The sequence below is a fragment of the Halomonas daqiaonensis genome (genome assembly GCF_900109725.1).
In the GTDB taxonomy this organism is placed as follows: domain Bacteria; phylum Pseudomonadota; class Gammaproteobacteria; order Pseudomonadales; family Halomonadaceae; genus Halomonas; species Halomonas daqiaonensis.
The window spans coordinates 1-24031 of sequence record NZ_FOBC01000014.1; the positions used below are offsets into that span (position 1 = coordinate 1).

22 protein-coding genes are annotated in these 24031 nt (G+C 65.1%); 12 read left to right on the top strand and 10 right to left on the bottom strand.

The annotated features are described in order from the left end of the window. Both BMY30_RS11790 and uraH read right to left on the bottom strand, forming a co-directional pair. Positions 1 to 273: transposase (locus BMY30_RS11790; RefSeq protein ID WP_139195519.1), on the bottom strand; the 273-nt coding region annotated here is incomplete at its 3' end. Between the two features lie 88 nt (positions 274 to 361). After that, entirely contained in the window at positions 362 to 715 is a 354-nt protein-coding gene (gene uraH / locus BMY30_RS11795; RefSeq protein ID WP_089713914.1) for a hydroxyisourate hydrolase, read from the bottom strand. 214 nt (positions 716 to 929) lie between these two features. On the opposite strand from uraH, the gene uraD reads away from it, so the two are divergent. Next, the gene (gene uraD, locus BMY30_RS11800) at positions 930 to 1454 is read left to right on the top strand and encodes a 2-oxo-4-hydroxy-4-carboxy-5-ureidoimidazoline decarboxylase (protein WP_089713916.1); all 525 of its coding nucleotides are present in this window, start codon (positions 930 to 932) and stop codon (positions 1452 to 1454) included. Positions 1455 to 1560: 106 nt separating this feature from the next. Continuing rightward, positions 1561 to 2187 carry a phosphoribosyltransferase gene (locus BMY30_RS11805; RefSeq protein WP_089713918.1) on the top strand — a complete coding sequence of 209 codons (627 nt, stop codon included), beginning with the start codon at positions 1561 to 1563 and terminating at the stop codon, positions 2185 to 2187. Between the two features lie 104 nt (positions 2188 to 2291). Here BMY30_RS11805 and BMY30_RS11810 read toward each other — a convergent pair whose 3' ends face one another. Further along, positions 2292 to 2648, bottom strand: coding sequence for a phasin family protein (locus BMY30_RS11810; RefSeq protein ID WP_089713920.1), 357 nt, complete (start codon positions 2646 to 2648; stop codon positions 2292 to 2294). A gap of 228 nt (positions 2649 to 2876) precedes the next feature. Further along, positions 2877 to 3584: a glutathione S-transferase N-terminal domain-containing protein gene (locus BMY30_RS11815; protein ID WP_089713922.1), complete on the bottom strand. Its 708-nt coding sequence runs from the start codon at positions 3582 to 3584 to the stop codon at positions 2877 to 2879. Between the two features lie 358 nt (positions 3585 to 3942). Here BMY30_RS11815 and BMY30_RS11820 point away from each other — a divergent pair, with 358 nt between their 5' ends. The 5 genes from BMY30_RS11820 to BMY30_RS11840 all read left to right on the top strand — a co-directional run bounded on the left by BMY30_RS11820 (position 3943) and on the right by BMY30_RS11840 (position 10343). After that, positions 3943 to 5643: an L-lactate permease gene (locus BMY30_RS11820; RefSeq protein WP_089713924.1), complete on the top strand. Its 1701-nt coding sequence runs from the start codon at positions 3943 to 3945 to the stop codon at positions 5641 to 5643. 246 nt (positions 5644 to 5889) lie between these two features. Then, entirely contained in the window at positions 5890 to 7389 is a 1500-nt protein-coding gene (gene glcD / locus BMY30_RS11825; RefSeq protein WP_089713926.1) for a glycolate oxidase subunit GlcD, read from the top strand. Between the two features lie 9 nt (positions 7390 to 7398). Next, positions 7399 to 8502 (top strand): glycolate oxidase subunit GlcE, encoded by a 1104-nt coding sequence (gene glcE / locus BMY30_RS11830; protein WP_089713929.1) that lies wholly within the window; start codon positions 7399 to 7401, stop codon positions 8500 to 8502. Between the two features lies 1 nt (position 8503). Further along, positions 8504 to 9760: a glycolate oxidase subunit GlcF gene (glcF, locus tag BMY30_RS11835; protein WP_089713931.1), complete on the top strand. Its 1257-nt coding sequence runs from the start codon at positions 8504 to 8506 to the stop codon at positions 9758 to 9760. 181 nt (positions 9761 to 9941) lie between these two features. Beyond that, entirely contained in the window at positions 9942 to 10343 is a 402-nt protein-coding gene (locus tag BMY30_RS11840; protein WP_089713933.1) for a GlcG/HbpS family heme-binding protein, read from the top strand. A gap of 70 nt (positions 10344 to 10413) precedes the next feature. Here the strand turns inward: BMY30_RS11840 and BMY30_RS11845 are convergent, their stop codons facing one another. Next, positions 10414 to 12072 (bottom strand): BCCT family transporter, encoded by a 1659-nt coding sequence (locus BMY30_RS11845; RefSeq protein WP_089713935.1) that lies wholly within the window; start codon positions 12070 to 12072, stop codon positions 10414 to 10416. Between the two features lie 108 nt (positions 12073 to 12180). On the opposite strand from BMY30_RS11845, the gene BMY30_RS11850 reads away from it, so the two are divergent. Genes BMY30_RS11850 through BMY30_RS11860 form a run of 3 tightly spaced genes read left to right on the top strand, consistent with a single transcriptional unit; the run spans position 12181 to position 15597 of the window. Then, entirely contained in the window at positions 12181 to 13101 is a 921-nt protein-coding gene (locus tag BMY30_RS11850) for a DMT family transporter (protein ID WP_089713937.1), read from the top strand. Positions 13102 to 13151: 50 nt separating this feature from the next. Further along, positions 13152 to 14723: a bifunctional GNAT family N-acetyltransferase/carbon-nitrogen hydrolase family protein gene (locus BMY30_RS11855; protein ID WP_089713939.1), complete on the top strand. Its 1572-nt coding sequence runs from the start codon at positions 13152 to 13154 to the stop codon at positions 14721 to 14723. A 4-nt stretch (positions 14724 to 14727) separates the two neighbouring features. Continuing rightward, positions 14728 to 15597, top strand: a complete 870-nt coding sequence (locus BMY30_RS11860) for a M90 family metallopeptidase (RefSeq protein ID WP_089713941.1) — start codon at positions 14728 to 14730, stop codon at positions 15595 to 15597. Here BMY30_RS11860 and BMY30_RS11865 read toward each other — a convergent pair. Continuing rightward, positions 15534 to 16412 carry a LysR family transcriptional regulator gene (locus BMY30_RS11865; RefSeq protein ID WP_089713944.1) on the bottom strand — a complete coding sequence of 293 codons (879 nt, stop codon included), beginning with the start codon at positions 16410 to 16412 and terminating at the stop codon, positions 15534 to 15536. The two genes, BMY30_RS11860 and BMY30_RS11865, sit on opposite strands and share 64 nt — an antisense overlap. 172 nt (positions 16413 to 16584) lie before the next feature. Between BMY30_RS11865 and BMY30_RS11870 the strand changes: the two genes are divergently transcribed. After that, a complete protein-coding gene (locus tag BMY30_RS11870) occupies positions 16585 to 17760 on the top strand; it encodes a TauD/TfdA family dioxygenase (RefSeq protein WP_089713946.1) in 1176 nt (391 codons plus the stop codon). Between the two features lie 51 nt (positions 17761 to 17811). Here the strand turns inward: BMY30_RS11870 and BMY30_RS11875 are convergent, their stop codons facing one another. From BMY30_RS11875 to BMY30_RS11885, 3 genes are read right to left on the bottom strand one after another with little or no spacing between them, the layout of a single operon-like run. Continuing rightward, positions 17812 to 18792 (bottom strand): XdhC family protein, encoded by a 981-nt coding sequence (locus tag BMY30_RS11875; RefSeq protein WP_089713948.1) that lies wholly within the window; start codon positions 18790 to 18792, stop codon positions 17812 to 17814. Between the two features lie 2 nt (positions 18793 to 18794). Next, positions 18795 to 21128, bottom strand: a complete 2334-nt coding sequence (locus BMY30_RS11880; protein WP_089713950.1) for a xanthine dehydrogenase family protein molybdopterin-binding subunit — start codon at positions 21126 to 21128, stop codon at positions 18795 to 18797. Continuing rightward, positions 21125 to 21589 carry a (2Fe-2S)-binding protein gene (locus BMY30_RS11885; RefSeq protein ID WP_089713951.1) on the bottom strand — a complete coding sequence of 155 codons (465 nt, stop codon included), beginning with the start codon at positions 21587 to 21589 and terminating at the stop codon, positions 21125 to 21127. Before BMY30_RS11885 ends, BMY30_RS11880 begins: the two co-directional genes overlap by 4 nt. Positions 21590 to 21815: 226 nt before the next feature. Between BMY30_RS11885 and BMY30_RS11890 the strand changes: the two genes are divergently transcribed. Continuing rightward, positions 21816 to 22496 (top strand): TVP38/TMEM64 family protein, encoded by a 681-nt coding sequence (locus BMY30_RS11890; protein ID WP_089713954.1) that lies wholly within the window; start codon positions 21816 to 21818, stop codon positions 22494 to 22496. 6 nt (positions 22497 to 22502) lie between these two features. On the opposite strand, the gene BMY30_RS11895 is transcribed toward BMY30_RS11890, so the two are convergent. After that, a complete protein-coding gene (locus tag BMY30_RS11895) occupies positions 22503 to 23831 on the bottom strand; it encodes a glycosyltransferase (RefSeq protein ID WP_089713955.1) in 1329 nt (442 codons plus the stop codon). Between the last annotated feature and the right edge of the window lie 200 nt (positions 23832 to 24031).

Here is a 24031-nt window from a genome sequence, read left to right on the forward strand (position 1 = left end):
GTAGCGGAAGGCCACGGAGTCATAGGTGGCGCGCTCGATCTTGCGGCTGGAATACACCCCGGTGGCATAGCCGTAGACCAGCAGGCTCAGCAGTACACCCGGGTGATGCGCCTTGTGCCCCCGGCCGGCGTAGCGACGCGTCAGTGCCGAGAGATCCAGTTGCTCGACCACCTCCACGACGAAGCGCGCCAGGTGGTCATCGGGCAGCCACTCATCCACGGAAGGCGGCAGAAGATAGTCGGTCTGGCGGTCAACAGGGATGAAGCGGCTCATGGCGTCGTTCCGGTGATGGCGGCATGATGCGAGTATCGCACGACGTTATCGAAAACCCGACAGCCTGCTAGGGCGTTGGTCGTGCCCCTCAGCTGCCGCGGTAGGTGGAATAGCTATAGGGCGAGAGCAGCAACGGCACGTGGTAGTGCTGTCCGGCATCGGCCACCCCGAAGCGCAGCGGGATAACGTCGAGAAAGCGTGGCTCCTCGGCCTCGACGCCCCGGCCGCGCAGGTAGTCGCCGGCATGAAAAACCAGCTCGTACTCGCCGGCCATGAAGTCGTTACCCTCCAGGAGAGGTGCATCGCAACGCCCGTCATCGTTGGTGACGGCATCCTTGAGTCGGGTGCGGGTCTCGCCCTCGAGACGGAAGACCTCAATGCGGATGCCCTGGCCGGGGCGGCCCTGGGCGGTATCCAGCACATGAGTGGTCAGGTATCCCATGGGTGCCTCCTTTGCGGGTCGGAACATGCCTGATGCTGCCACGCTGAGCGTGGCAGCATAATGAAGGCAGTTTTATCTTTTATCAGGGTACATTTCAAATATTTTTTGTATACACTTTACGGAAAAACACCGATATCCCTCGATCACCTTGCCACGACCAGCCTGCCGTTGCGTGCGCCGCCAGGCCGCAAGACCCAGCAGAGGAGCCCCCAGGATGACCGACAAGATCCTCACCCCGCGCCCCAGCCAGCTTGACCAGCAGGCCTTCGTGGCCCACTACGGCGATATCTATGAGCACTCCCCCTGGATCGCCGAGCTTGCCTGGCAGCGCGGCCTATCCCCTGCGGAGGACACCCCGCAAGGGCTCGTCGACGTGATGGGTGCCGTGCTCCGCGAGGCCAGTCCCGAACGCCAGCTCGAGGTGATCCGTGCCCACCCGGACCTCGCCGGCAAGGCGGCCGTCGCCGGCGAGCTGACCGATGACTCCACCCGCGAGCAATCCGGCGCCGGCCTCGACCAGTGCACGCCCGAGGAGCTGGCCCGCTTCGAGCGCCTCAACGCCGACTACAAGGCGAGATTCGACTTCCCCTTCGTAATGGCCGTCAAGGGCAGCGACCGCCACGCCATCCTTGCCGCTTTCGAGGCACGCCTGCCCAACGATCCGGCCAAGGAGCGCCGAACCGCCATCGAGCAGATCAACCGCATCGCCCGCTTCCGTTTGGAAGCCCGTGTCGGCTGAGTGAGGAAGTTGTCCGGCACGGACGACACCTTTGGCGGACGAGCGTTTCGACGGGAGACGTGTCGACCTACACTAGGAATGAACATTTCGCGTCAGGAGCACCATTATGTTCCGTGATCGCCTCGATGCCGCCGAGCGCATCGCCCAGCGACTCTCCCATCTGAAGGGGCATGATCCCTTGATCCTGGCCATCCCACGAGGTGCAGTGCCCATGGGTCGGCTGATCGCCGATGCCCTTGAGGGCGACCTGGACGTGGTGCTAGTGCGCAAGCTGGGGGCACCGGGCAATCCCGAATATGCCATCGGCGCGGTCAGCGAGGATGGCAACGTAGCGCTGGAAGAGATAGCGCGGCATCACTTTCGCGAGGAAGCGGTGAATCGCGAGACGGAGCGACAACGAGCTTTGCTCGAGGAGCGCCGCCGTCGCTATACCCCGGTGCGGGCCCCCATCGACCCTGAGGGACGCACCGTCGTGGTGGTGGATGACGGCAGTGCTACCGGCGCTACCATGGCAGCGGCTCTGAGCACCCTGAGATCGCGGGGTCCACAGACGCTGATTGCCGCCATGGGAGCGGCGCCACCCGATACCGTGGCACGGCTCGAGACACTGGCCGACGAAGTGGTCTGCCTGGAAGTGTCCAGCAACTTTCAGGCGGTAGGGCAGTTCTTCGCCGACTTCGCGCAGGTGGAGGATGAGGAGGTCATCAAGCTGCTGGGCAGCGAACACGGCTGAGGGCCCAAGGGGGCCCACAAAAAAGAACACGGGCGCCACCCGAGGGAGACGACCCGTGAAAGCCGGCCGAGGCCGGCGCTTGCCATGCTCGATAGCCCAGGACCTTATTTGGCTGCCGTAGTGGCGGCCTTGACGCCGTCTTCGGCCAGCTTCTGGCTCTTCTGGACATACTCCTGGCTCAGGCTCATGACCTTCTCGGCGTCGCCGCGCAGGCGCTCGCCCATGTCCTGACCGACCTTCTGCTGGGACTCCACGACCGCCTTCAGGCTGTCGGCATCACGGACATCCAGCCAGCCGCGAGCCTGGGCCATGCCCATGTCGGCCAGGGCACGGATCGCGTCGAACTGGGCGGCGACCAGCTTCTCGGTGTAATCGAGGTTGAGGGCGCCGAAGCTGCGTGCGGGTGCCACGAACATGGACTCGAACTGTTCGGTAGCCTGTTGGGTAGTTGCCTTGCTCATGAAACACCTCCGTCTGTGGTGGGACACTGAGCCTGTCGCCCTGCGTTGCATTGCAACATAGCAGGCCTTTTTGTGCAGCGCAACATCCCGAGTGAAGATATCAGGCGCCCCTATCAAGAGGTAAACCCAAGAGGTACACCCTATGAATCCTGCGCGACGCCGTCGGCCATGAACGACGACGCCCGGCCGGAGCCGGGCGTCGCAAGGAGCAGGCGAGGGCTTATCGCCTCAACGATAGGCCCCCTCGATGTCGGTGATGCGCAGGGCCTGGCGTCCCAGGCCCCCATGCTGGTCGAGCATGCGCTCGATCCAGGCGTGAACCGGGTCGGCGTTGGAAACCAGGTCCGCGCTGGAGACGCAACGTGCCCACATGAAGCTGCCGAAGACCAGGTAGTCGGCACCGGCCGGGGCCTCGCCGTCGAGGAAGTCAGCGTTCTTGAGCTGGCCGCGCAGCGGCTCAAGGGCGGCATCCAGTTGGGCCAGCCCCTTGGCCGGTGAGTGGAACTCCTCGAGTGCCCGCCCAAAGCGCTTCTCGCGAGTCTCGCGGAAGTAGGCCCGGTCGTCGGGATGGATAGCATTGAGCAGGTCCATGATGATGGTGCGCATCATCGCCGGGGCCAGCGAGCGCTCGGTATAGTGCTTGAAAAAGTGCCCACGCGTCTCGGCCAGCCCTTCGCCCAACAGCGGCGCCTCGGGATAGGTGCGGTCGAGATAGCGCAGGATCTCGTAACTCTCGACCACTACCGTATCGCCATCGACCAGCACCGGCACCTTGTCATGGTCGGCGAAGGCCAGGGCCTGCTTCTCGGTGAAGCGCCAGGGCCGCGTCTCCACCTCCAGCCCCTTGTGGGCCAGGGCATAGCGTACTCGCCAGCAGTAGGGCGAGAAGCGCAGTTCCTCATCGATGCCGCAAAGATCGTAAAGCACCCGTGTCATGCCGCCTCCTGGTATCCGGTCATGGGTCTGCCTCGATAGTGCCAGCCTTTGTCGGACACCGCCAACGCCATCGCAGGCGACGACGACGTCCTGTCTTTTAGTCTAATGTCTCGCGCGAACCCGAAAGCGCCCCACATACGGGAAAGTCACAAAAGCATTTGATTTATCGACCCTTATCGGGAAAACCCGAAGCACTTTCGTTATCTTATTATTGGTAATACCAATTTACCATAAGTGGTCAACGCCGGCGATTGCGCTTATGTTGCGCCACTCTTTCTAGGTCTCGGAACACGCTTCCCGGGTCTCGAAAGAAAAACAGTTCCGTGACCCACCGTTCCAACTCGAAAGGAACCCATTCATGAACGAAACGACACTCGCGCTGCTCGCCTTCGTACCCCTTGTGCTGGCCGGGGTCCTGCTGATCGGCTTCCGCTTACCCGCCAGAACCGCCATGCCGGTGGTCTTCGTGGTCTCGGCATTGATTGCCCTGCTCGCCTGGCAGATGAGCTTTACCCGCGTCCTTGCCTCCACCATCCAGGGCCTGATCCTGACTGTCGCCATCCTCTGGATCATCTTCGGTGCCATCCTGCTGCTCAACACCCTGAAACACTCGGGGGGCATCAAGGCGATCCGCAACGGCTTCTCGGGCATCAGTCCCGACCGCCGCGTCCAGGCCCTCATCGTGGCCTGGCTCTTCGGCTGTTTCATCGAGGGGGCATCCGGCTTCGGCACCCCCGCGGCCGTTGCGGCACCCCTGATGGTGGCGCTCGGCTTCCCTGCTCTGGCGGCCGTGGTAGTAGGCATGATGATCCAGTCCACTCCGGTTTCCTTCGGCGCCGCAGGCACCCCCATCGTGGTCGGTGTCACCGGTGGGGTCGACCGTATCGGCATCACCGAACTGCTCGAGGCCGGCGGCGCGACCTGGCAGGACTATTACCATCTGATCGGAGCCGAGGTGGCGGTGGTACACGGCATCGTCGGCGTCTTCATGCCGTTGATCATGGTGGTGATCATGGTGCGGTTCTTCGGCGCCAACAAATCCTGGAAGGAAGGCCTGGAGATCACCCCCTTTGCCCTCTTCACCGGCGTGGCCTTCGTGGTGCCCTACATGCTGGCCGGGGTGCTGCTCGGACCGGAGTTCCCGTCGCTGATCGGGGCCGGTGTCGGCCTTGCCATCGTGGTTCCAGCCGCTCGCCGGGGCTTCCTGCTGCCCAAGAAGAACTGGGATTTCCCGGAGAAATCGGCCTGGCCCGATAACTGGATCGGCTCCCTGGAGATCAAGCTGGACGACGTCGTCGGCAAGGCTCCGATCTCCACCTTCATGGGCTGGGTACCCTACGGCCTGCTGGCACTCTTCCTGGTGGCCTCCCGTGTCTTCGACCCGCTCAAGCAGGCCCTGACATCCTTCAGCTTCGGCTGGAGCAACATCCTCGGTGAAGCCGGCGTCTCCGGCAGCATCCAACCGCTCTACCTGCCCGGCGGCATCCTGCTGCTGGTGGTGCTGATCACCGCCGTCATGCATCGCATGCGTCTTGGCGAGCTCAAGGCCGCCTTCGGCGAATCCACGAGGACACTGCTGGGGGCTGGCTTCGTGCTGATCTTCACCATTCCCATGGTGCGGATCCTGATCAACTCCGGCGTCAATGCCGCCGACCTAGTCTCGATGCCGGTAGCCATGGCACGGCTGGTCGCCGACAGCGTGGGTGACATCTACCCCCTCTTTGCCCCTGCCGTGGGTGCGCTGGGCGCCTTCATCGCCGGCTCCAACACGGTGTCGAACCTGATGCTCTCGGACTTCCAGTTCAACGTGGCACAGCAACTCGGCGTCTCCACCGCCATGATGGTCGCACTGCAGGCCGTGGGGGCGGCGGCGGGCAACATGATCGCCATTCACAACGTGGTCGCGGCCTCCGCTACCGTGGGGCTACTTGGCAGGGAAGGTATCACCATCCGCAAGACGATCCTGCCGACGATCTACTACGTGACCTTCGCCGGTATCATCGGCCTGCTGGCCTTCTATGTCTTCGACATCTCGGATCCGCTGCTCGCTCTCGGCTGATCGCCGCCGGACGCACCGACACAGCCCCCATGGCCTGGCCATGGGGGCTGTGTCCTTGTCCTCGGAGGAATATCGTACTGCGGTGCGAGGGTATATTCTGGAAATCTTTTCCATTAACATGCCCACAGCTGGTCTTACCAGAAACCCAGGGTCTGGACACATCCGCCAAGAAAGCCCAGATTGGAGACCACCATCGGTCATCTTCCCGGCCCACGCGGATAATGGGCCATCCAGCGAGGAAGCCTTATGAACATCCTTTATGACGAGCGGCTCGACGGCGAGCTGCCGGCAATCGACAAGGCCGAGGTGCTAGCCGACCTGCAAGAGGCCGCGCCCGGACTGACCCTGCTGCACCGTGAGGAGGACCTGCGCCCCTTCGAATGTGACGGCCTGGCCGCCTACCGCGTGCTGCCCATGCTGGTCGCCCTGCCCCAGACCCTCGAGCAGGTCGAGACGCTGATGAAGCGCTGCCGCGCCCTGGGCGTGCCGGTGGTGACCCGCGGCGCCGGCACCGGGCTCTCCGGCGGCGCGCTGCCCCTGGAGAAGGGCGTGCTGCTGGTGATGTCGCGCTTCAATCGCATCCTCGACGTTGACCCGGATGCCCGCATCGCCCGTCTGCAGCCCGGGGTACGTAATCTGGCCATCTCCGAGGCAGCGGCGCCCTATGGTCTCTACTACGCGCCGGACCCCTCCTCGCAGATCGCCTGCTCCATCGGCGGCAACGTCGCCGAGAATGCCGGCGGCGTGCACTGCCTGAAGTACGGGCTGACCGTGCACAACGTCATGAAGGTAGAGGTGATCACCATCGAGGGCGAGCGCATGACCCTGGGCAGTGAGGCGCTGGACGCCCCGGGACTCGACCTGCTCGCCCTGTTCAACGGCTCAGAGGGCATGCTCGGCGTGGTCACCGAGATCACCGTCAAGCTGCTGCCCAAGCCCGAGACCGCCAAGGTGCTCATGGCCAGCTTCGATGACGTCGCGAAGGCAGGCGGCGCAGTGGGCGACATCATCGCCGCAGGCATCATCCCCGGCGGGCTCGAGATGATGGACAAGCTCGCCATCCGTGCCGCCGAGGACTTCGTCAAGGCCGGTTACCCGGTGGAAGCCGAGGCCATCCTGCTCTGCGAGTTGGATGGGGTGGAAGCCGACGTCGACGACGACTGCGCCACCGTGCGCGCGGTGCTCGAGAAGGCCGGAGCCACCGGCATCCAGCAGGCCCGCGACGAGGCCGAGCGCGCCACTTTCTGGGCCGGGCGCAAGAATGCCTTCCCGGCAGTGGGCCGCATGTCGCCGGACTACTACTGCATGGACGGCACCATCCCGCGACGCGAGCTGCCGCGGGTGCTGAAGGGCATCTCCGACTTCTCCGAGGAATATGGCCTGCCGGTCGCCAACGTCTTCCACGCCGGCGACGGCAACATGCACCCGCTGATCCTCTTCGATGCCAACCGCCCCGGCGAACTGGAGCAGGCCGAGGAACTCGGCGGCAAGATCCTCGAGCTATGTGTCGAGGTCGGTGGCTCGATCACCGGCGAGCACGGCGTGGGCCGCGAGAAGATCAACCAGATGTGTGCCCAGTTCAACCCGGGGGAACTGACCACCTTCCATGCGGTGAAGGCGGCCTTCGACCCCGATCGCCTGCTCAACCCGGGCAAGAACATCCCCACCCTCGTCCGCTGCGCCGAGTTCGGTGCCATGCACGTGCACAACAATGAACTCCCGCACCCCGAGCTGCCCCGATTCTGAGGATTTCCCATGGCGGAGACACGACCCCAATCGACCGACCAGGACATCAGCGAGGCGCTCGGCGAACGCGTTCGCCGAGCCACCGACGAGGGCAGCCCGCTGCGCATCGTCGGGAGCGATACCAAGGCCTTCTACGGCCGCCCTGTCGACGGCGAGCCACTCTCCACCCGCGAGCATCGCGGCATCACCACCTACGATCCGGTGGAGCTGATCGTCTCGGTGCGCAGCGGAACGCCGCTGGCCGAACTGGAAGCTGCACTGGCCGACAACGGCCAGATGCTTGCCTGCGAGCCGCCCCACTTCGGAACGGACGCCACAGTGGGCGGCATGGTCGCCACCGGCCTCTCTGGCCCACGCCGGCCCTGGGCCGGCAGCGTGCGCGACTTCGTGCTGGGCACTAGGGTCATCACCCACGAGGGACACCAGCAACGCTTCGGCGGTGAGGTGATGAAGAACGTCGCCGGGTACGACCTGTCGCGGCTGATGGTCGGCGCCCAGGGGACCCTGGGGCTGATCACCGAGGTCTCGCTCAAGGTGCTGCCCCGGCCCGGGGCCTGCCACAGCCTGCGCCTCGAGATGCCGCTTCCAGATGCCCAGGCGAAGCTTGCCGAGTGGGGGCGCCAGCCACTGCCCATTACCGCCGCCGCCTGGCACGCCGGCGCCCTGCATCTGCGCCTGGAGGGTGGGCCCAGCTCGGTCGCCGCCACCCGCGAGCGCCTGGGTGGCGAAGAGCTGGACTCGGATTTCTGGACGGCACTTCGCGAGCAGACACTGGCGTTCTTCTCCCGCGATGATGCCCGCGCCCTGTGGCGCCTGTCGCTGCCCCACAACACGCCTCCCCTGGCGCTTGCCGGCGTCGCGGAAGAAGACGTGCTCCACGACTGGGCCGGCACCCAGCGCTGGCTGCGCAGCGACCTGGCCGCCGACACCATTCGCGAGGCCTGCGCCCGTGCCGGCGGCCACGCCACCTGCCTGGGGTCCCGCGAGGGATCGGGCCAGCCCGATCCCTTCATGCCGCTGGAACCGGTGGTGGCGAAGTACCATCGAAACCTGAAGGCCCAGCTGGACCCGAAGGGCATCTTCAACCCGGGCCGACTCTACGCGGAGCTCTGAGATGCAGACGAATTTTACCGAGGAAGACCTCCAGAAACCGCATATCCGCGAGGCCGATCGGGTGCTGCGCACCTGCGTGCACTGCGGCTTCTGCAATGCCACCTGCCCCACCTACCAGCTGCTGGGCGACGAGCGTGACGGCCCGCGCGGGCGCATCTACCTGATGAAGGAGATGCTAGAGAGCCCGGAAGACGACACCCAGGTCACCGAGGAGACCCGGCTGCACCTCGATCGCTGCCTCACCTGCCGCAACTGCGAGACCACCTGCCCTTCCGGGGTGGAATACCACAAGTTGCTCGACATCGGCCGTGCCGAGATCGAGCGGCGGGTGCCTCGCAAGCCAGCCGACCGCGCCCTCCGTTACGGACTGCGCAAGGCGCTGGTGGAGCCCGGGCGCTTCAAGGCGTTGCTCAAGCTGGGCCAGACCTTCCGTCCGCTGGTGCCCGGGTCACTCCGGGACAAGATGCCCCCGGCCCCGGTGGATGCGGGCACCCGCCCCAAGGGCAAGCGCCATGCGCGACAGATGTTGATCCTCGAGGGCTGCGTACAGCCCGGGCTATCGCCCAACACCAACGCCGCCACCGCGCGGGTGCTGGATCAACTGGGGATCGGCCTGACCCCGGCCCCAGAAGCTGGCTGCTGCGGCGCCATCGACTTCCACCTCAACGCCCAGGACGATGGCCGCGCCCGCATCCGCGCCAACATCGACGCCTGGTGGCCGCATATCGAGAAAGAGGGCAAGAAAGAGGGCGAGGCCGGCATCGAAGCGATCGTCCAGACCGCCAGCGGCTGCGGCGCCTTCGTCAAGGAGTATGGCGAGATGCTCGCCGACGACCCCGACTACGCGCACAAGGCCGAGCGCATCAGCGAGCTGGCCAAGGATCTGGTGGAAGTGCTTCGGGACGAGGATCTCGACGTCCTCGCAGTGAAGGAGCGCCGCCGCCTCGCCTTTCAGTGTCCCTGCACCCTACAGCACGCCCAGAAACTGGGCGGCGCCGTGGAGAAGGTGCTCGGCCGGCTCGGCTTCGCGCTTACTCCAGTGCAGGACGCCCACCTCTGCTGCGGCTCGGCGGGCACCTATTCCATCACCCAGCCGGAGCTTGCTACCCAATTGCGCAACAACAAGCTCGACAACCTCGAGGCCGGCAATCCGGAAGTGATCGTCACCGCCAATATCGGCTGCCAGACCCACCTGGCCGGCGCCAACCGCACCCCGGTGCGACACTGGATCGAAATCGTCGATGAGGCACTGGCATGATGCTTACCTCGAACTGATAGCGAGGGGCGTCGTTGGCAAGCCGAAGGGGAGGTCCTACGCCATGGATGGCGTCGGTAGCGTACAAGGATGTATTCACAGCGCCTCCCTGCAGGCTTGCCGACGAGGCAGCCCCGAGTCTTGCTATCCGTTATAGCTTCACTCAAATAAAGGAATCCTACTGATGAACACCAAGTCCGTACTGACCCTGGATGACGTCAATGCCATCCTCGATGCCGCCCAGCAGGAAGCCCAGGCCAATAGCTGGGCCGTGACCGTGGCCGTGGCCGACGACGGCGGCCACCTGCTCGGCCTGCGCCGCCTCGATGGCGCCCCGCCCTTCAGCGCCGAGGTCGCCACAGAGAAGGCACGCAATGCCGCCATCGGGCGCAAGGAGACCCAGGTCTTCGAGGACATGATCAACAACGGCCGGACCGCCTTCGTGACGGCACCCTTGAAGGCCCTGCTGGCCGGCGGGGTACCGGTACTCGTCAACGGGCAAGTCGCCGGCAGCGTCGGCATTTCCGGTGTCAAGCCGGACCAGGATGTCCAGGTCGCCAAGGCCGGCGTCGCCGCCATCGGCTGAGGCAACTGCCTCCTAAAAGACAGGCCCCACTTGGGGGCCTGTTTCGCCACGATGACACGCGCGACGTTTATCAATCGTGCAGGCGATACAGCTCGCCATTCAGCGCCGTGACGATGGAGTAACACATCAGCAGCATCACGATGGAGAACGGAATAGCCGTCGCAGTCACCCCCGCCTGAAGCGCCGACAGACCACCACCGATCAGCAGCACGATGGCGATCAAGCCCTCCACCGATGCCCAGAACATCCGCTGGGTCCGGGGTGCATCAACCTTGCCGCCAGCGGTGATGGTATCGATCACCAGCGACCCCGAATCCGACGAGGTAACGAAGAAAATCAGCGCTAGGACGATCCCGAGGGTGGACATCAGCCCCGTCAGCGGCAACTCGTTGAGCATGCCGAACAACGACAGCTCGGGGCTGTAGTTGTCGATCACGTACTCCTTGACCAGGCTGCTGGCGGGATCGGCGTAAAGCTGATCGAGGGCGGTGGCACCGAAGACGCCCATCCAGACGAAAATGAACAGGCTGGGAATCACCAGCACGCAGGTCACGAACTCGCGGACCGTGCGGCCGCGCGAGACCCGGGCGATGAACATGCCGACGAACGGCGCCCAACTGATCCACCAGGCCCAGTAGAAGATCGTCCACGCCTGACGGTAGGCGTCGTCGTCACGCCCGAAGGGTGCCGACAGCGCGGCGAACTCCGTCACGTAGGTCGTAAGCCCCGTCCAGAAGCCGCTCAGTGCGACCAGGGTCGGGCCGGCGAACAGCACGAAGAAGAAGAACAGCACGGCCAGGAACATGTTGATCTCGGAGAGCTTCTTCACACCACCTTCGAGTCCTCGCCACACCGATACAAGGGCTACCGCCGTGACCAGGACAATGATGATGACCTGAGTGGCGGTACTCACTTCCAGGCCGAACACGAAGTTCATCCCCGCATTGGCCTGCTGTGCCCCCAGGCCCAATGAGGTTGCCAGTCCGAACAGGGTGGAAAATACCGCGAGGATGTCGATCGCATGTCCCCACCAGCCCCAGACACGATCGCCAAGGATCGGAAAGAACGCCGAACGAATGGAAAAGGGCAGGCCCTTGTTGTACGTGAAGATGCTCAGCGCCAGGGCCATCACCACATAGACGGCCCAGCCGTGGATACCCCAGTGGAGGTAGGTGCCGGCAATACCCAGGTTGGTTGCTTCGGCGATGGCCTCCGGGTTCAGCTCTCCGTCGGATCCGAAAGGTGAGGGAATCCCCAGTGGCAGGGAAACGTTGGCGTGATAGACCGGCTCCAGCACACCGAAAAACAGGAGGCCGATGCCTATCCCGGCAGCGAACAGCATAGAGAACCAGGATAGATAACCATATTCCGGTCGAGCATCGGGGCCACCCAGCCGGATCTTCCCATGAGGCAACACGACGAGTGCCAGGCAGAACAGGATGAAGAAATCCACCACGATCATGAAATACCAGTCCAGCGTACCTGTAGAGAAGGCGACGATGGACTGGAACATGTTCCCGGCTCGCTCAGGGAACAGCAGGGTGAGCACGATGAAGATGACCGAGGCAATCGCCGATACAATAAACACCCGGTTGTGAATATCGAAGCCGAAGGGACCCAACTGCCCCTCGATATTATCCTGGCCAACGACATAGTCCGTATCCATGTCGCTGTTCGCTGCGTGCGATGACTGATCACTTGGATCTTTCGGATCCTTGGGATCGTTCATGGCAGACTTCCTCTGACGATGGGGTGTGGGGGATCATGAGCTTACCATGCAGACTCTTCAAGCCTCCGACAGCACGAGGCCACCGACTCAATGCCTGCAGGACACACCATGCCATTGCTCCATTTCCTGCCCCCGCTGGGCGCCGTGCTGATCTGGTCAGGGAACATGACCATCAACCAGCTCACCGTGGGTAGCATCGCCCCCAGCAGCATCGCCTTCCTGCGCTGGGTGCTGGCGCTGGCCGTGCTAACTCCCTTCGTACTGCCCCTGGCCTGGCGCCATCGCGACGCCATCCGCCGCCAGTGGCCGAAGCTCGCCCTGCTGGGACTGCTGGGCATGGCCATGTGGCAGGGCCTGGCCTACGTGGCCGCCGAGACCACCTCGGCCACCAACATGGGCATCCTGGCCGCCATGGTTCCGCTACTGACCGTGCTGCTCAGTGCGCTGATCCTGCGCGAGGCGCCGAGCCTCGGTGGCACCCTCGGCGGCGTGCTGGCACTGGTCGGGGTGTCGGTTCTGCTGGGGCACGGCGACCCGCGGTCGCTGCTCGAGCTGCAGGTCGTCCCCGGCGATGCACTGATGGTGGTGGCCGCCACCTGCTACGCCCTCTACGGGGTGATGCTCAAGCGCTGGCCCTTGGACATGCCACCCTGGGTGGTGCTCTACCTCCAGGCGGCCTTTGCCACCCTCTTCCTGCTGCCCGGCTACCTGATAGGCCCCATGACCCCGGTGGATGGTCACAACGTCTGGCTGATCCTCTATGCGGGCATTCCCGCCTCGATCATCACCACCTTCCTGTGGATGCGAGCCATCCGCCAGATCGGTGCCAGCCAGGCCAGCATCTTCATCAACCTGATGCCACTGTTCAGCGCACTGATCGCCATGGCTTTCCTCAGTGAGCGGATCGCGCTGTTCCACCTGGTCGGTGGGGCCCTGGTGCTTGCCGGGGTGATCATGGCCCAGACCCTGACCCGGCCACTGAAAAGGCTGCCAGCAGCGCCGACGCACCTCGACAGGGGCCCACGCTGAGCATGTTAGACTGCTGCGAGATTACCTCCTGACACAAAAAAGGACGCTTCATGTCCCTCGACGACCTGCACCTCAACCTGCGTAACCTGACCCCGGACGACTATCCACAGCTTCAGACCCTGATGGACCGGGTCTACGACGACATCGGCGGCGCCTGGCCGAAACCCACCATCGACAAGCTGATCAAGGAGTTTCCCGACGGGCAGATCGTCATCGAGGATGACGAGATCATCGTCGGCGTGGCCCTGACCGCACTGGTGGACTATGACACCTTCTCCAATCCACACCGCTACGACGACCTGATCGGCAAGCGAGAGACCATCCTCAACGACGCCGATGGCGATGCCATGTACGGGCTCGACGTGCTGATCCACCCGGACTATCGCGGCTACCGGCTGGGTCGGCGCCTCTACGAGGCGCGCAAGGAACTCTGCCGCTCCATGAACCTCAGGGCGATACTCGCCGGTGGGCGCATCCCCCAGTATCACGAGCATGCCCAGGAGCTATCCCCGGCCGAGTACCTCGACAAGGTGGCCCGTAAGGAGATCCACGATCCCATTCTCTCCTTCCAACTGGCCAACGACTTCCAGGTCAAGCGCCTGCTGCGCAAGTACCTGCCGGAAGATGAGAAATCCCAGGGCTATGCCACCCTGCTGGAGTGGAACAACATCCTCTTCGAGCCGGCGGAACGGGTGCTGGAGAACCGTCCTACCCAAGTACGGGTCGGCGCCGTGCAGTGGCAGATGCGCGAATTCGACTCGGTGGAGGCGGTGCTGCAACAGGTGGAGTACTTTGTCGACGCGCTTTCCGACTACAAGAGCGACTTTGCGGTCTTCCCTGAGCTGTTCAATGCCCCGCTGATGGGCCTGCAGGACCGTGCCGCCCAGCAGGACCAGATGGCCGCCGTGCGCTTCCTGGCCGGCTTTACCGAACGGTTCAAGACCGAGCTGTCGCGCATGGCGGTCTCCTACAACATCAACATCATCGCCGGCTCGATGATCGAGGTGGGCGAGGACGACCGCCTCTACAACATCGCCTACCTCTGCCATCGTGACGGCAGCATCGAGCGCCAGGCCAAGCTGCACATCACGCCCCAGGAGCGCCGCGACTGGGTGATCGAGGGTGGCGACGAACTGCTGGTGTTCGAGACCGATGCCGGCCGAGTGGGCATCCAGATCTGCTATGACGTGGAATTTCCCGAACTCTCGCGCCTGCTCGCCGACCAGGACATGGACATCCTCTTCGTGCCCTTCTGGACCGACACCAAGAATGGCTACCTGCGGGTGCGCCACTGTGCCCAGGCGCGGGCCATCGAGAACGAGTGCTACGTGGTGCTGTGCGGCAGTGTGGGCAACGTGCCCTCCATCGAGAACCTGGACATCCAGTACGCCCAGTCGTCGGTCTTCTCGCCCTCGGACTTCGCCTTCCCCCACGATGCCGTGCTCTCGGAGACCACGCCCAATACCGAGATGATCATGTTCTCGGACCTCGACCTGACCCGCTTGACCGTGGTGAGGGCCGAAGGCTCGGTGACCAACCTCAAGGACCGCCGCAAGGACCTCTTCGACCTACGCTGGCGCGACTGGTCGTGGAAGTCCGGAGCCGACCTTGAGGAGAGCTGAGGCGATGCTGGACCGCCTGCGCCGCTGGCGAGCGGCGCGCTTCGAGGCCCGCCACCCGCTGCCCGAAGCCGAGTGGCGCGAAGCCCGCGCCCGCCTGCCACTCCTGGCGGCGCTTTCCGATGACGAGGCAGCACGTCTCGGCTGGCGGGCCTGGCGCCTGCTGCATGCCAAACACGTCAGCCTGCATCCGGAACTCGCCGAGAGAACATCCTTCGACCTGCCGGCCCAACTCGCCCTGGCCGCCCAGGCCTGCCTGCTGACTCTGGGCTGGGATGAAGAGGAGCACCAGGAGGCGTTCGCCAATGTCCACGAGATCCTCATCCTTCCGGAGGCCTTCCGACGCAAGGTGGAGGAGATGGACGAGGCCGGTGTGGTCCACGAGTACGTCGACGAGCGGGCCGGCGAGACCTCACACCAGGGGCCGGTGGTGGTCTCCTTTCCCGACCTCATGGAGAGCGGCGACTTCACCGGCTTCAACGTGCTGATCCACGAGCTGGCCCACAAGCTCGACCTGGGCAACTCCCTGGATGTGGACGGCTTCCCGCCCCTGCCGCAGGAGATCGATCCCAGAGAATGGCACCGAGTCTTCATGGCCGTCTGGGAGGACCTCCAGGCGCGCCTGGCGCAAGGCGAACCGACGCCCATCGACGACTACGCGGCCACCCACCCCGGCGAGTGCTTTGCGGTCTGCTGCGAGCATTTCTTCACGGCCCCAGACGTGCTGCAGCAAGCCTATCCCGCGCTCCATGACCTGCTGGTGCGCTATTTCCGTCAGGATCCCCTGTCACGCTGCTCGCCCGTCGCGATGCCTCAACCCGAGTCAGCGTCCACCTCGCGGCACAGCCACGACCACAGCAGCGACGCCTCATCCTGACGCTGGCCACGTTCCGGACGTACCAGCCAGAAGCTCTCGTCGGTGGGCACAGCCAGGTCAAACGGCGCCACGAGGTCATCACGACGCTCGAACAGGCGGCAGTGTATCAATGCCACACCCCCGCCCTGGCTGGCCAGCGCCAGGGTCATGGCCTGGTTGTCGCAGGTCAGCGCCGGGCACTGCTGGTCGAGACCGACCACTCCGGCATGCTCTAGCCAGTTCGGCCAGCCCACGGCAAAGCCTGCCGCATGCAGCAGGGTCAATCCCGCCAGATCGGCGGGTGAGCCCAGGCAGCGTGCCAGCGCCGGAGCACACACCGGCAACAGGCTCTCGTCCCCCAGCGACAGTGCCTCCATGCCCAACCAGCCAGCGTGTCCGTAGCGGATCTCGATATCCGCCCCCTCGGGACCGAACTCACCGGACCAGATGGCGCTGACCAGTCGCACGGCGATCGCCGGGTGGGCACGATGGAAGGCCAGCAGCCGTGGCGCCAGCCAGTGCTGCTGGATGACCGGTGTGGTGCGAAGCGTCACCGAGCGTGCCGGTAGGCTACCGAAGACCTCGCGGGTGCCTTCACCGATGCGTGCGAACCCGTCGAGGATACTGGGCAACCATGCCTGGCCCGCCGGTGTGAGCGTGAGACTTCGCGGATGACGAACGAAGAGCTTCTGCCCCAGGCGGTCCTCGAGCAGCCGGATACGCTGACTGATCGCCGCCTGGGTCACCCCCAGCTCACGACCGGCGGCGGTGAAGCTCAGTGTACGGGCGGCCGCCTCGAAGGCCTGCAGCCAGATCAAGGGAGGCAGGGAACTCAAGGCGATGTACTCAAGAAAAGACACTCAAGGAAAGGTGCTCATGAAAAAGCTCGCTATAAGCTGTGCTTGGGCATAGGGGTCAGATTAATCGTTTGTCAGTCGCCGGGGCAATCATCATCCTTGGGGCACTCGATCACGATAAACTACGACCCGACACACGAGGAGGTCCCGCATGAACGTTGCCACCCCCCACGCCGTCAGCGCCGAATCCGTGGATATGCGCGAACTCGTTTCCTATGCCGAGGCGCCCGCGCTGCAGGACGGCCGCACCGACAACGCCGGCATGACACTGACCTGGGAAAACGGCGATTCAGGGCGTTTTCCCTGGATGTGGCTACGCGACCACTGCGCTTGCAGCGCCTGTCGCCATGCGCTGACCCGCGAGCGCCTCTTCCTGCCGCTGGAGGACGTGACCCGCCCCCGCGAGGCCCGCGTCGAGAACGGCAACCTGAATGTCACCTGGGAGGATGGCCACGAGAGCCTCTTCGACGGCGGCTGGCTGCAACAGCGCCGCCCCGGAGTCGAGCCTGCGCCAACACTGCCCCATCCGCGGCCCTGGCCCGCTGACTTCACCCCCAGGCGGGTCGATCACACTGCCTTCGTCGGCACGGTGGAGGGCGAACGGTCCTGGCTGGAAGCCCTGCTACGCGACGGCCTGGTGCTGCTCGAGAAAGGTCCGCTAGCCGACGAGGAGGTCAGCCGCCTGGCCACGCGCATCGGTCCGCTGCGTGCCACCAACTTCGGCGCTCGCTTCGATGTCCAGTCCAAGCCCAACCCCAACAACGCCGCCTATACCGCCATCGGCCTGGCCCTGCATAGCGACCTGCCCAACTGGCGCCAGCCGCCGGACATCCAGCTCCTCTACTGCCTGGAGAACGACGCCGAAGGTGGCGAGTCGCAGTTTGCCGATGGCTACCAGGTCGCCGAGGTGCTGCGCCAGGAAGACCCCGAGGCCTTTCGCCTGCTCAGCGAGACGCCCATCGATTTCCGATTCCAGGACGAGGAGCAGGATATCGCCGTGCGCGCGCCGATCCTCACCTGCAACGCCGAAGGCCGGGTCGTGGACGTACGCTTCAATAACTGGATACGCGACACCCTGCGCCTGCCCGCGGAGACCATCGATGCGTGGTACCGCGCCTACCGCCGTTTCTGGCACTTGCTGCACGACCCGCGCCACCAGATCGCGTTCTCCCTGGCCCCGGGCGAGATGGTCGCCTTCGACAATCGCCGCGTGCTGCACGGCCGTGGCGCCTTTGACCCCAATTCCGGGCGGCGCCATCTGCAGGGCACCTATCTCGACCGCGACATGCTCGAGTCGCGCCTGCGGGTACTGGCCCGCCAGCCCTGAGTCACGAGAGGAGTCTTGCTGGCGGGGATTTCGCTGAAAGAGATCGTTGCCTCAAAGGGCCTCGCGGGAACGGCCCCGCTGCACGCGGACGATATCGGCCATCACCGCCAGGGCGATCTCGGCGGGGGTCTTGCTGCCCAGTGCCAGGCCGATCGGCATGTGTATCCGCGCCATCTCTTCCTCGTCCAGGCCACCCGAGCGACGCAAGCGTTCGGCGCGCGCCGCCGAGGTCTTGCGCGACCCCATCACACCGATATAGAAGGCCGGGGTACGTACCGCCTCGATCATCGCCAGGTCGTCGATGCGTGGATCATGGGTCAGCGCCACCACCGCGGTGGCGGCATGGCAGGCGCCCGAGGCGATGAAGGTCGAGGGCAATACCGAATGAATCTCGACGCCCTCCACGCAGAATCCCGCCCGCGCTTCCTCGCGAGGGTCGCAGACGATCACCTCGAAGCCCAGGGTCTGGGCAAACTCGGCACAGGCATCCGCCACCGGCGAGATGCCGGCGAGGATCAGCCGAGCCGCGGGACCGACGCGCAGCTTTACCCTCCCTGCCCCGGGCTCCTGCTCGACCCGAGGCCCCAGGCCGCCATCCTCGGCAAACTGCACGCGGCCGCTGGCCAGGTCGACCAGGCGGACCAGCGGCCGTTGTCCCAGCAATGTCGCCTGAATCACCTCCAGGTGGCTAAGAGAGGCGGCATCGGGTTCCAGGGGCTCGATCAGCACATCCAGGATACCGCCACAGGGCAGGCGAATACGCGGCCCGCTCGGGCCCTCGGGATCGCCATAGCGCAGGGTCTGAGGGCCGGCGTCGAACTCGCCATCACGCAGGCGGGCGAGGAAGTCCTCCTCGACACAGCCCCCGGAGAGCGATCCGACATGCCGGCCGTCGCCCCTGGCCACCAGCAGGGAACCCGGCTCCCGCGGCGAGGAGCCAAAGGTGGCAAGCACCGTGCAGAGCCAGACTCGTCGACCCTCGCGCAACCAGGCCAGTGCCTGGTCGACCACCTGCAGGTCGAGATGACGCATGCTCAGCCTGCCAGTTGATTGCCGACCGGCAGGCGTCGGATGCGCTTGCCGGTGGCGGCGAAGATGGCGTTGCACAGGGCCGGCGCGACCGGTGGCAGACCCGGCTCACCCACCCCGCCCATGGCATCGTTGGGGTTGTCGATCAGATGGACACGGACGACCTTGGGCGCGTTCGGCATACGTGGAAGCAGATAGGTGTCGAAGTTATCCTGCTGGGCAACGCCATCCTCGAAAGTCACCTCACTCTGCAGGGCGATACCGATGCCCATCACGCAGGCGCCCTCCATCTGTGACCGGATTCGCTCCGGGTTGGCCTGGGGCCCGCAGTCGAAGGCAATGTCCGCCCGGTGGATAGTCAGTTCGCCCGCCTCACTCACTTCCACGTCGAAGACGATGGCGGTGTAGGAGACAAAGCTGTGGTGGAAGGCCAGGCCCAGGCCACGTCCCTCCCCGGTCTCGCGTCCCCAGCCGGCTTCCTCGGTGGCGCGATCGATGACCCGGCGCATGCGGGCCACATCGATCGGGTATTGATCGGGGTCCTCACCGTAGTTCCAGCCATCGCCGACGGTCAGGTTATGGACTTCCCGGTCGGGACCGAGCAGGTCCAGCACATAATCCCGGTGGTCCTTGCCGGCCGCCACGGCCATCTCGTGGGCGAAACTCTGGATCGCCCAGGCGTGGGGCAAGTTGTAGACCGAGCGGAACCAGCCGATGCGGACATGGGCCGGCGCCGGCGGGTTTTCCAGGCGGATGGCGGGAATACTGAATGGCATGGTATTGAAGCCCATGCCCAGCTCGAATTCCCCCTTGTGCTTGGGGTCCGGGGCAAACAGCGAGGCAATGCTGGGAGACAGGGTCCGGTGGCGCCAGCTGGTCGCCTTGCCATCGGCGTCGAGGCCGGCCTCGAGATGGTCGACCGAGACGGCATGGAAGTAGGCATGCTGGATATCGTCTTCCCGGGACCACTGCAGCTTGACGGGCTGTCCCTCGAATTCCTTGGCCACTGCCGCCGCCTCGATCACGAAATCGGGTTTCGACTTGCGACCGAAGCCGCCGCCAAGCAGGGTCTGATGAACGATGACGTTTTCCAGATCCATCTCCAGCAGTCCCGCGATACCCTCGCGGGTCGCCCTGGGGTTCTGGATCGGCGCCCAGGCCTCTGCCCTGCCGTCCTTGATCACCACCACCGCCACCGGCGGCTCCATCGGAGCCTGTGCCATATGGGGCATGTAATAGGTCGCCGACACCCGCTGGTCGGCGTCTTCCAGGGCGGCCTCGACATTGCCGGTCTGGCGGATGACCTTACCGGGGGATTGCGCCGCTTGCTCCAGGGCTTCCCGGTAAGCGTCCGAGGTGTAATCGGCATTGTTTCCCGCCGGCGCGGTGTCCCACTCGATCTTCAGGGCCCTGCGGCCTTGCATGGCGGCCCAGGTATTGGTGGCCACCACGGCGACGCCACCTAAGGGGTTGAATGCCGCAGGCTGGCCGGTGCCCTCGATGCGCACCACCTTCCTGACCCCGGTGACGTCGAGCGCCTCGCTGTCATCGACGCTCTTTACCTTGGCGCCGTAGACGGGGGGACGGGCGACGACCGCGTAGAGGGTGCCCTCCAGGTCCACATCCGCGCCGAATACCGCCTTGCCGGTGACAATGTCTTCACCGTCGATGGCCTTGGGATAGGCGGATGTCAGCTCGCCATTGATCAGTCCGGATTCCTTGCCGATGAAACGCAGTTCGCTGTCGGATTTGAGAACCAGATCATTGCGGCCAGGAACATCCAGCTCCCGCGCCACCTTGGCGAGCTCACCAAAGCCGAGCTCCCGACCGGTGGCGGTATGCACCACCTTGTGGATGTCGGCCCGCACCTCATGCACGGGGACATCCCATTGGTCGGCCGCGGCCTGCTCGAGCATCAGCCTGGCAGCGGCGGCGGCACGGCGCATGGGGTCATACCAGTGGCGCATGCTGCGGGAGCCATCGGTATTCTGGTTACCGTACTTGTCCTGGTCGGCTTCCGCCTGCTGTACGCGAACCCGGTCCCAGTCCGCACCCAGTTCGTCGGCCGCCACCATCACCAGGCTGGTACGGATACCCTGGCCCATCTCGGCACGGTTGTTGACAATAGTGACCACGCCATCGGAATCGATGTGAATGAACACATTCGGGTTATCCACCCAGCCACCGGGCATGGCACCGGCGCCGAACTGGGCCTGTTCATTGGCCAGCCCCAGATCCCAGCGGGCGGCCAGCAATAACGCCGAGCCGCCAGCAAGGCCTTTCAGGAGACCCCGGCGGCTGACGTTGGCGAGCAAGAGTCTATCGTCCAAGCGGCTCATGAGTTGGCCTCCTTGTCCGCGGCCCGTTCAATGGCTGCCAGGATGCGATTGTAGGTACCACACCGACACAGGTTGCCGGCCATGGCATCGACGATTTCCTGGGTATCGGGTTTCGGCGTGTTCTTGAGCAGTGCCGTGGCGTTCATGATCTGGCCACCCTGGCAGTATCCGCACTGGGCCACGCCGAGGTCGAGCCAGGCCTCCTGCACTCGCTGGCCCACGGCATCCTCGGCCATGGCCTCGATCGTGGTCACCTGGCGGCCCTGAACGGCGGAGACCGGCGTCACGCAGGAGCGCGTCGCCTCGCCATCCAGGTGGACGGTACAGGCACCGCACTCGGCGATGCCACAGCCGAACTTGGTGCCCTTCAGGCCCGCCACGTCACGCAGTGCCCAGAGCAGCGGCATGTTGTCCGGCACATCGAGCTCAAGCTCGCTGCCGTTGATCGTCAGGGTGACCATGGTGTCTCTCCTCGATGATGGGGACCGGCGCAGACGAACGCCATGGATTGACCTTAACCGCTCCGGGGCATTTAGCAATCAACGCATCCGCGCGCGGGTAAGGAGACTGGTTCAGGAAGTGCCCCTGAGGCCCTCGAGCTCTGACCCCTACGAGCGTGCGCCATTGGCCGGCCTGCACCGTGCCCGTATGCTGTAGCCTTCCCCAGCCGCCAAGGCGCCCGTCTGCATGCCCCGTCCGCTCCTGCTCCCGCTGATCGCTCTCATCCCGCTAGCCGGCCTGGCCGCCGGCTGGCAGTGGCTGGCCAGCGAAAACCTGCTCACCCTCGCCACGCTGCAGCACCTGGTCCAGGGGTCCCTGGCCTGGCGCGACGCACCCTGGGCGGTACTGGTGGTGATGGCCGTCTATGCCGGGGCATCGCTGGTGATGTTTCCACTCAGCCTGCTGGTGGCGCTGACCGGGCTGCTGTTCGGTCCCTGGTGGGGCTTTGCCCATGCCCTGGCGGGCACACTCACGGCCTCGATGCTGACCTGGTGGGTAGGCCGCCGGCTGGGCCGCGAGGCGCTGATACGCCACGGTGGCAAGCACCTGCGAGGCCTGTCGCGCTACCTCGCCGGCCGGGGCATTCGTACCATGACCTTGATCAACCTGTTGCCGCTGGCGCCCTTCACCCTGACCAACATGATGGCCGGGGCTTTCCACCTGCGCTTTCGCGACTACATGATCGGCTCCCTGCTGGGCATCGCGCCGGGGCTGGCCGGGGTCACCCTGCTGGGCAGCCAACTGGGCCAGCTGGCCACCGCCGAGAGCCGCGGCGAACTGCTCTGGGCCGCCGGGGGCCTGCTGGCGGGAATCAGCCTGCTGGCCGGCCTCAAGCACTGGGCGGATCGGCGTCGCCGCGCCAGCTGACAGCGGCTACTTCCGCGGCACCTCGCTCTCGTCCTCTGCATGGTGGCCGGGCCACCAGGCGGGTCGCTCCTGCTCCCATTCCTCCTGCACCAGGTGGCGCAAAAGGCGGCCACGATAGCATAGCATCTGCCACTCGGCCCCCAGCCGGTAGCGCACCCGCTCCCAGCCCCCCTCGTCGGCATGGGTGAAGGGGCCACCCCGAGCAATCGCGCGGCGATAAACCGCCAGACAACGCTCGGAACAGCGTGCCTCGTCATAGTCCGCGGCAGTCTCGAGGGCGGCCTCTGCCAGCGGCAAGCGGACGTCGTAATCCGCCAGGGCGACCAGTGCTTCGGCCATGGCATCGACGTCATCCTCGGCAAGCAGCCGACCGTTGCGGCCATCGACCACCACCTCGCGTACCCCGGGGGCATCGATGGCTACCACGGGCAGGCCTGCCGCCATGGCCTCGGCCACCACCATCCCCTGGGTCTCGCTGTGGGAGGCGAAGGCGAAGACATCCATGGCGTGGTAGGCATCGATCAGCGCCTGGTCCTGAAGGCGACCGGTGAAGTGCAGGCGACCCGCTACGCCCCGGGCCTCGGCCAGGGCCTGGATATCGCTGCGGGCCTCGCCCTCGCCTACCACCAGGAAATGCGCCCCGAGTTCGCGCACCAGCGCTTCGGCCACCGCCTCGGCCAGGAATGCCAGGTTCTTCTCCAGCGCCAGACGCCCCAGGTGACCGATCACCAGGGCGGCTTCCGGGATGCCGAGTCGATCTCGCCAGTTATCCCCGTCGCCACTGGCAAACCTCACGGTATCCACGCCACTCGGCACCACGCTGATACGCGGATTGGCCTCGCGCCCAAGCAGCAGGTCACGAATGCTCTCGCTTGGCGCGATCACTTCGTCGCACAGCCAGGTGTACTGGGTGGCGAGAGCCATCGCGAATCGCTGCATGCGCGGCGAGTCGCCGGGTACGTAGTGGGTATATTGCTCGTAGAGGGTGTGATGGGTGAAGACTAGGGGCAGGCCGTAGGTCTCCGCCGCGCGGGCGGCCGTATCGCCCAGCAGGAAGGGGTGGTGGGCATGGACGATATCGGGATCGAAGGACTCTATCGCCTCCTGGAGCTGGCCGGGAATCGGCACCGGCAGCGAGAAGTCGCTGCCGTTGAAGTGCTGCACCGCCATGACCCGCATCACGTCGTGTTCCTCCCGCGGCTGCCCCTCCAGGCGCGGTGCCACCACCAGTACCCGGTGACCGGCGGCCAGCAGCTGACGCTTGAGCCGCTGCACCGATTCGCTGACCCCGCCGACGATGGGCAGGTAGGTATTGGTGAACATCAGCACATTCACGGGAACAAGGCTCCTCGACTGTCGGTGGCGACATTCCGCCGGCCAGACACACGGCTGGCCATTGTCTGTTCAGGATAGGCAGCGAAGGCGCGGATACGCGCCCAGGGCGACATGATCGGAGCGCGTTCAGCTCCAGACACGGCGTGGTGCGTAATGAGTTGAATGATACCCGGATTTTCTTTCCTCTGCGCAGGGCTAGA

Excerpts from the sequence above, each read along its gene's own strand:
- BMY30_RS11820 (WP_089713924.1), top strand. The coding sequence starts at position 3,943 with ATGAACGAAACGACACTCGCGCTGCTCGCCTTCGTACCCCTTGTGCTG.
- BMY30_RS11815 (WP_089713922.1), bottom strand. The coding sequence starts at position 3,584 with ATGACACGGGTGCTTTACGATCTTTGCGGCATCGATGAGGAACTGCGC.
- uraH (WP_089713914.1), bottom strand. The coding sequence starts at position 715 with ATGGGATACCTGACCACTCATGTGCTGGATACCGCCCAGGGCCGCCCC.
- BMY30_RS11845 (WP_089713935.1), bottom strand. The coding sequence starts at position 12,072 with ATGAACGATCCCAAGGATCCGAAAGATCCAAGTGATCAGTCATCGCAC.
- BMY30_RS11860 (WP_089713941.1), top strand. The coding sequence starts at position 14,728 with ATGCTGGACCGCCTGCGCCGCTGGCGAGCGGCGCGCTTCGAGGCCCGC.
- glcE (WP_089713929.1), top strand. The coding sequence starts at position 7,399 with ATGGCGGAGACACGACCCCAATCGACCGACCAGGACATCAGCGAGGCG.
- glcF (WP_089713931.1), top strand. The coding sequence starts at position 8,504 with ATGCAGACGAATTTTACCGAGGAAGACCTCCAGAAACCGCATATCCGC.
- uraD (WP_089713916.1), top strand. The coding sequence starts at position 930 with ATGACCGACAAGATCCTCACCCCGCGCCCCAGCCAGCTTGACCAGCAG.
- BMY30_RS11880 (WP_089713950.1), bottom strand. The coding sequence starts at position 21,128 with ATGAGCCGCTTGGACGATAGACTCTTGCTCGCCAACGTCAGCCGCCGG.
- BMY30_RS11840 (WP_089713933.1), top strand. The coding sequence starts at position 9,942 with ATGAACACCAAGTCCGTACTGACCCTGGATGACGTCAATGCCATCCTC.
- BMY30_RS11890 (WP_089713954.1), top strand. The coding sequence starts at position 21,816 with ATGCCCCGTCCGCTCCTGCTCCCGCTGATCGCTCTCATCCCGCTAGCC.
- BMY30_RS11850 (WP_089713937.1), top strand. The coding sequence starts at position 12,181 with ATGCCATTGCTCCATTTCCTGCCCCCGCTGGGCGCCGTGCTGATCTGG.
- BMY30_RS11810 (WP_089713920.1), bottom strand. The coding sequence starts at position 2,648 with ATGAGCAAGGCAACTACCCAACAGGCTACCGAACAGTTCGAGTCCATG.
- BMY30_RS11855 (WP_089713939.1), top strand. The coding sequence starts at position 13,152 with ATGTCCCTCGACGACCTGCACCTCAACCTGCGTAACCTGACCCCGGAC.
- BMY30_RS11805 (WP_089713918.1), top strand. The coding sequence starts at position 1,561 with ATGTTCCGTGATCGCCTCGATGCCGCCGAGCGCATCGCCCAGCGACTC.
- BMY30_RS11870 (WP_089713946.1), top strand. The coding sequence starts at position 16,585 with ATGAACGTTGCCACCCCCCACGCCGTCAGCGCCGAATCCGTGGATATG.
- BMY30_RS11875 (WP_089713948.1), bottom strand. The coding sequence starts at position 18,792 with ATGCGTCATCTCGACCTGCAGGTGGTCGACCAGGCACTGGCCTGGTTG.
- BMY30_RS11885 (WP_089713951.1), bottom strand. The coding sequence starts at position 21,589 with ATGGTCACCCTGACGATCAACGGCAGCGAGCTTGAGCTCGATGTGCCG.
- glcD (WP_089713926.1), top strand. The coding sequence starts at position 5,890 with ATGAACATCCTTTATGACGAGCGGCTCGACGGCGAGCTGCCGGCAATC.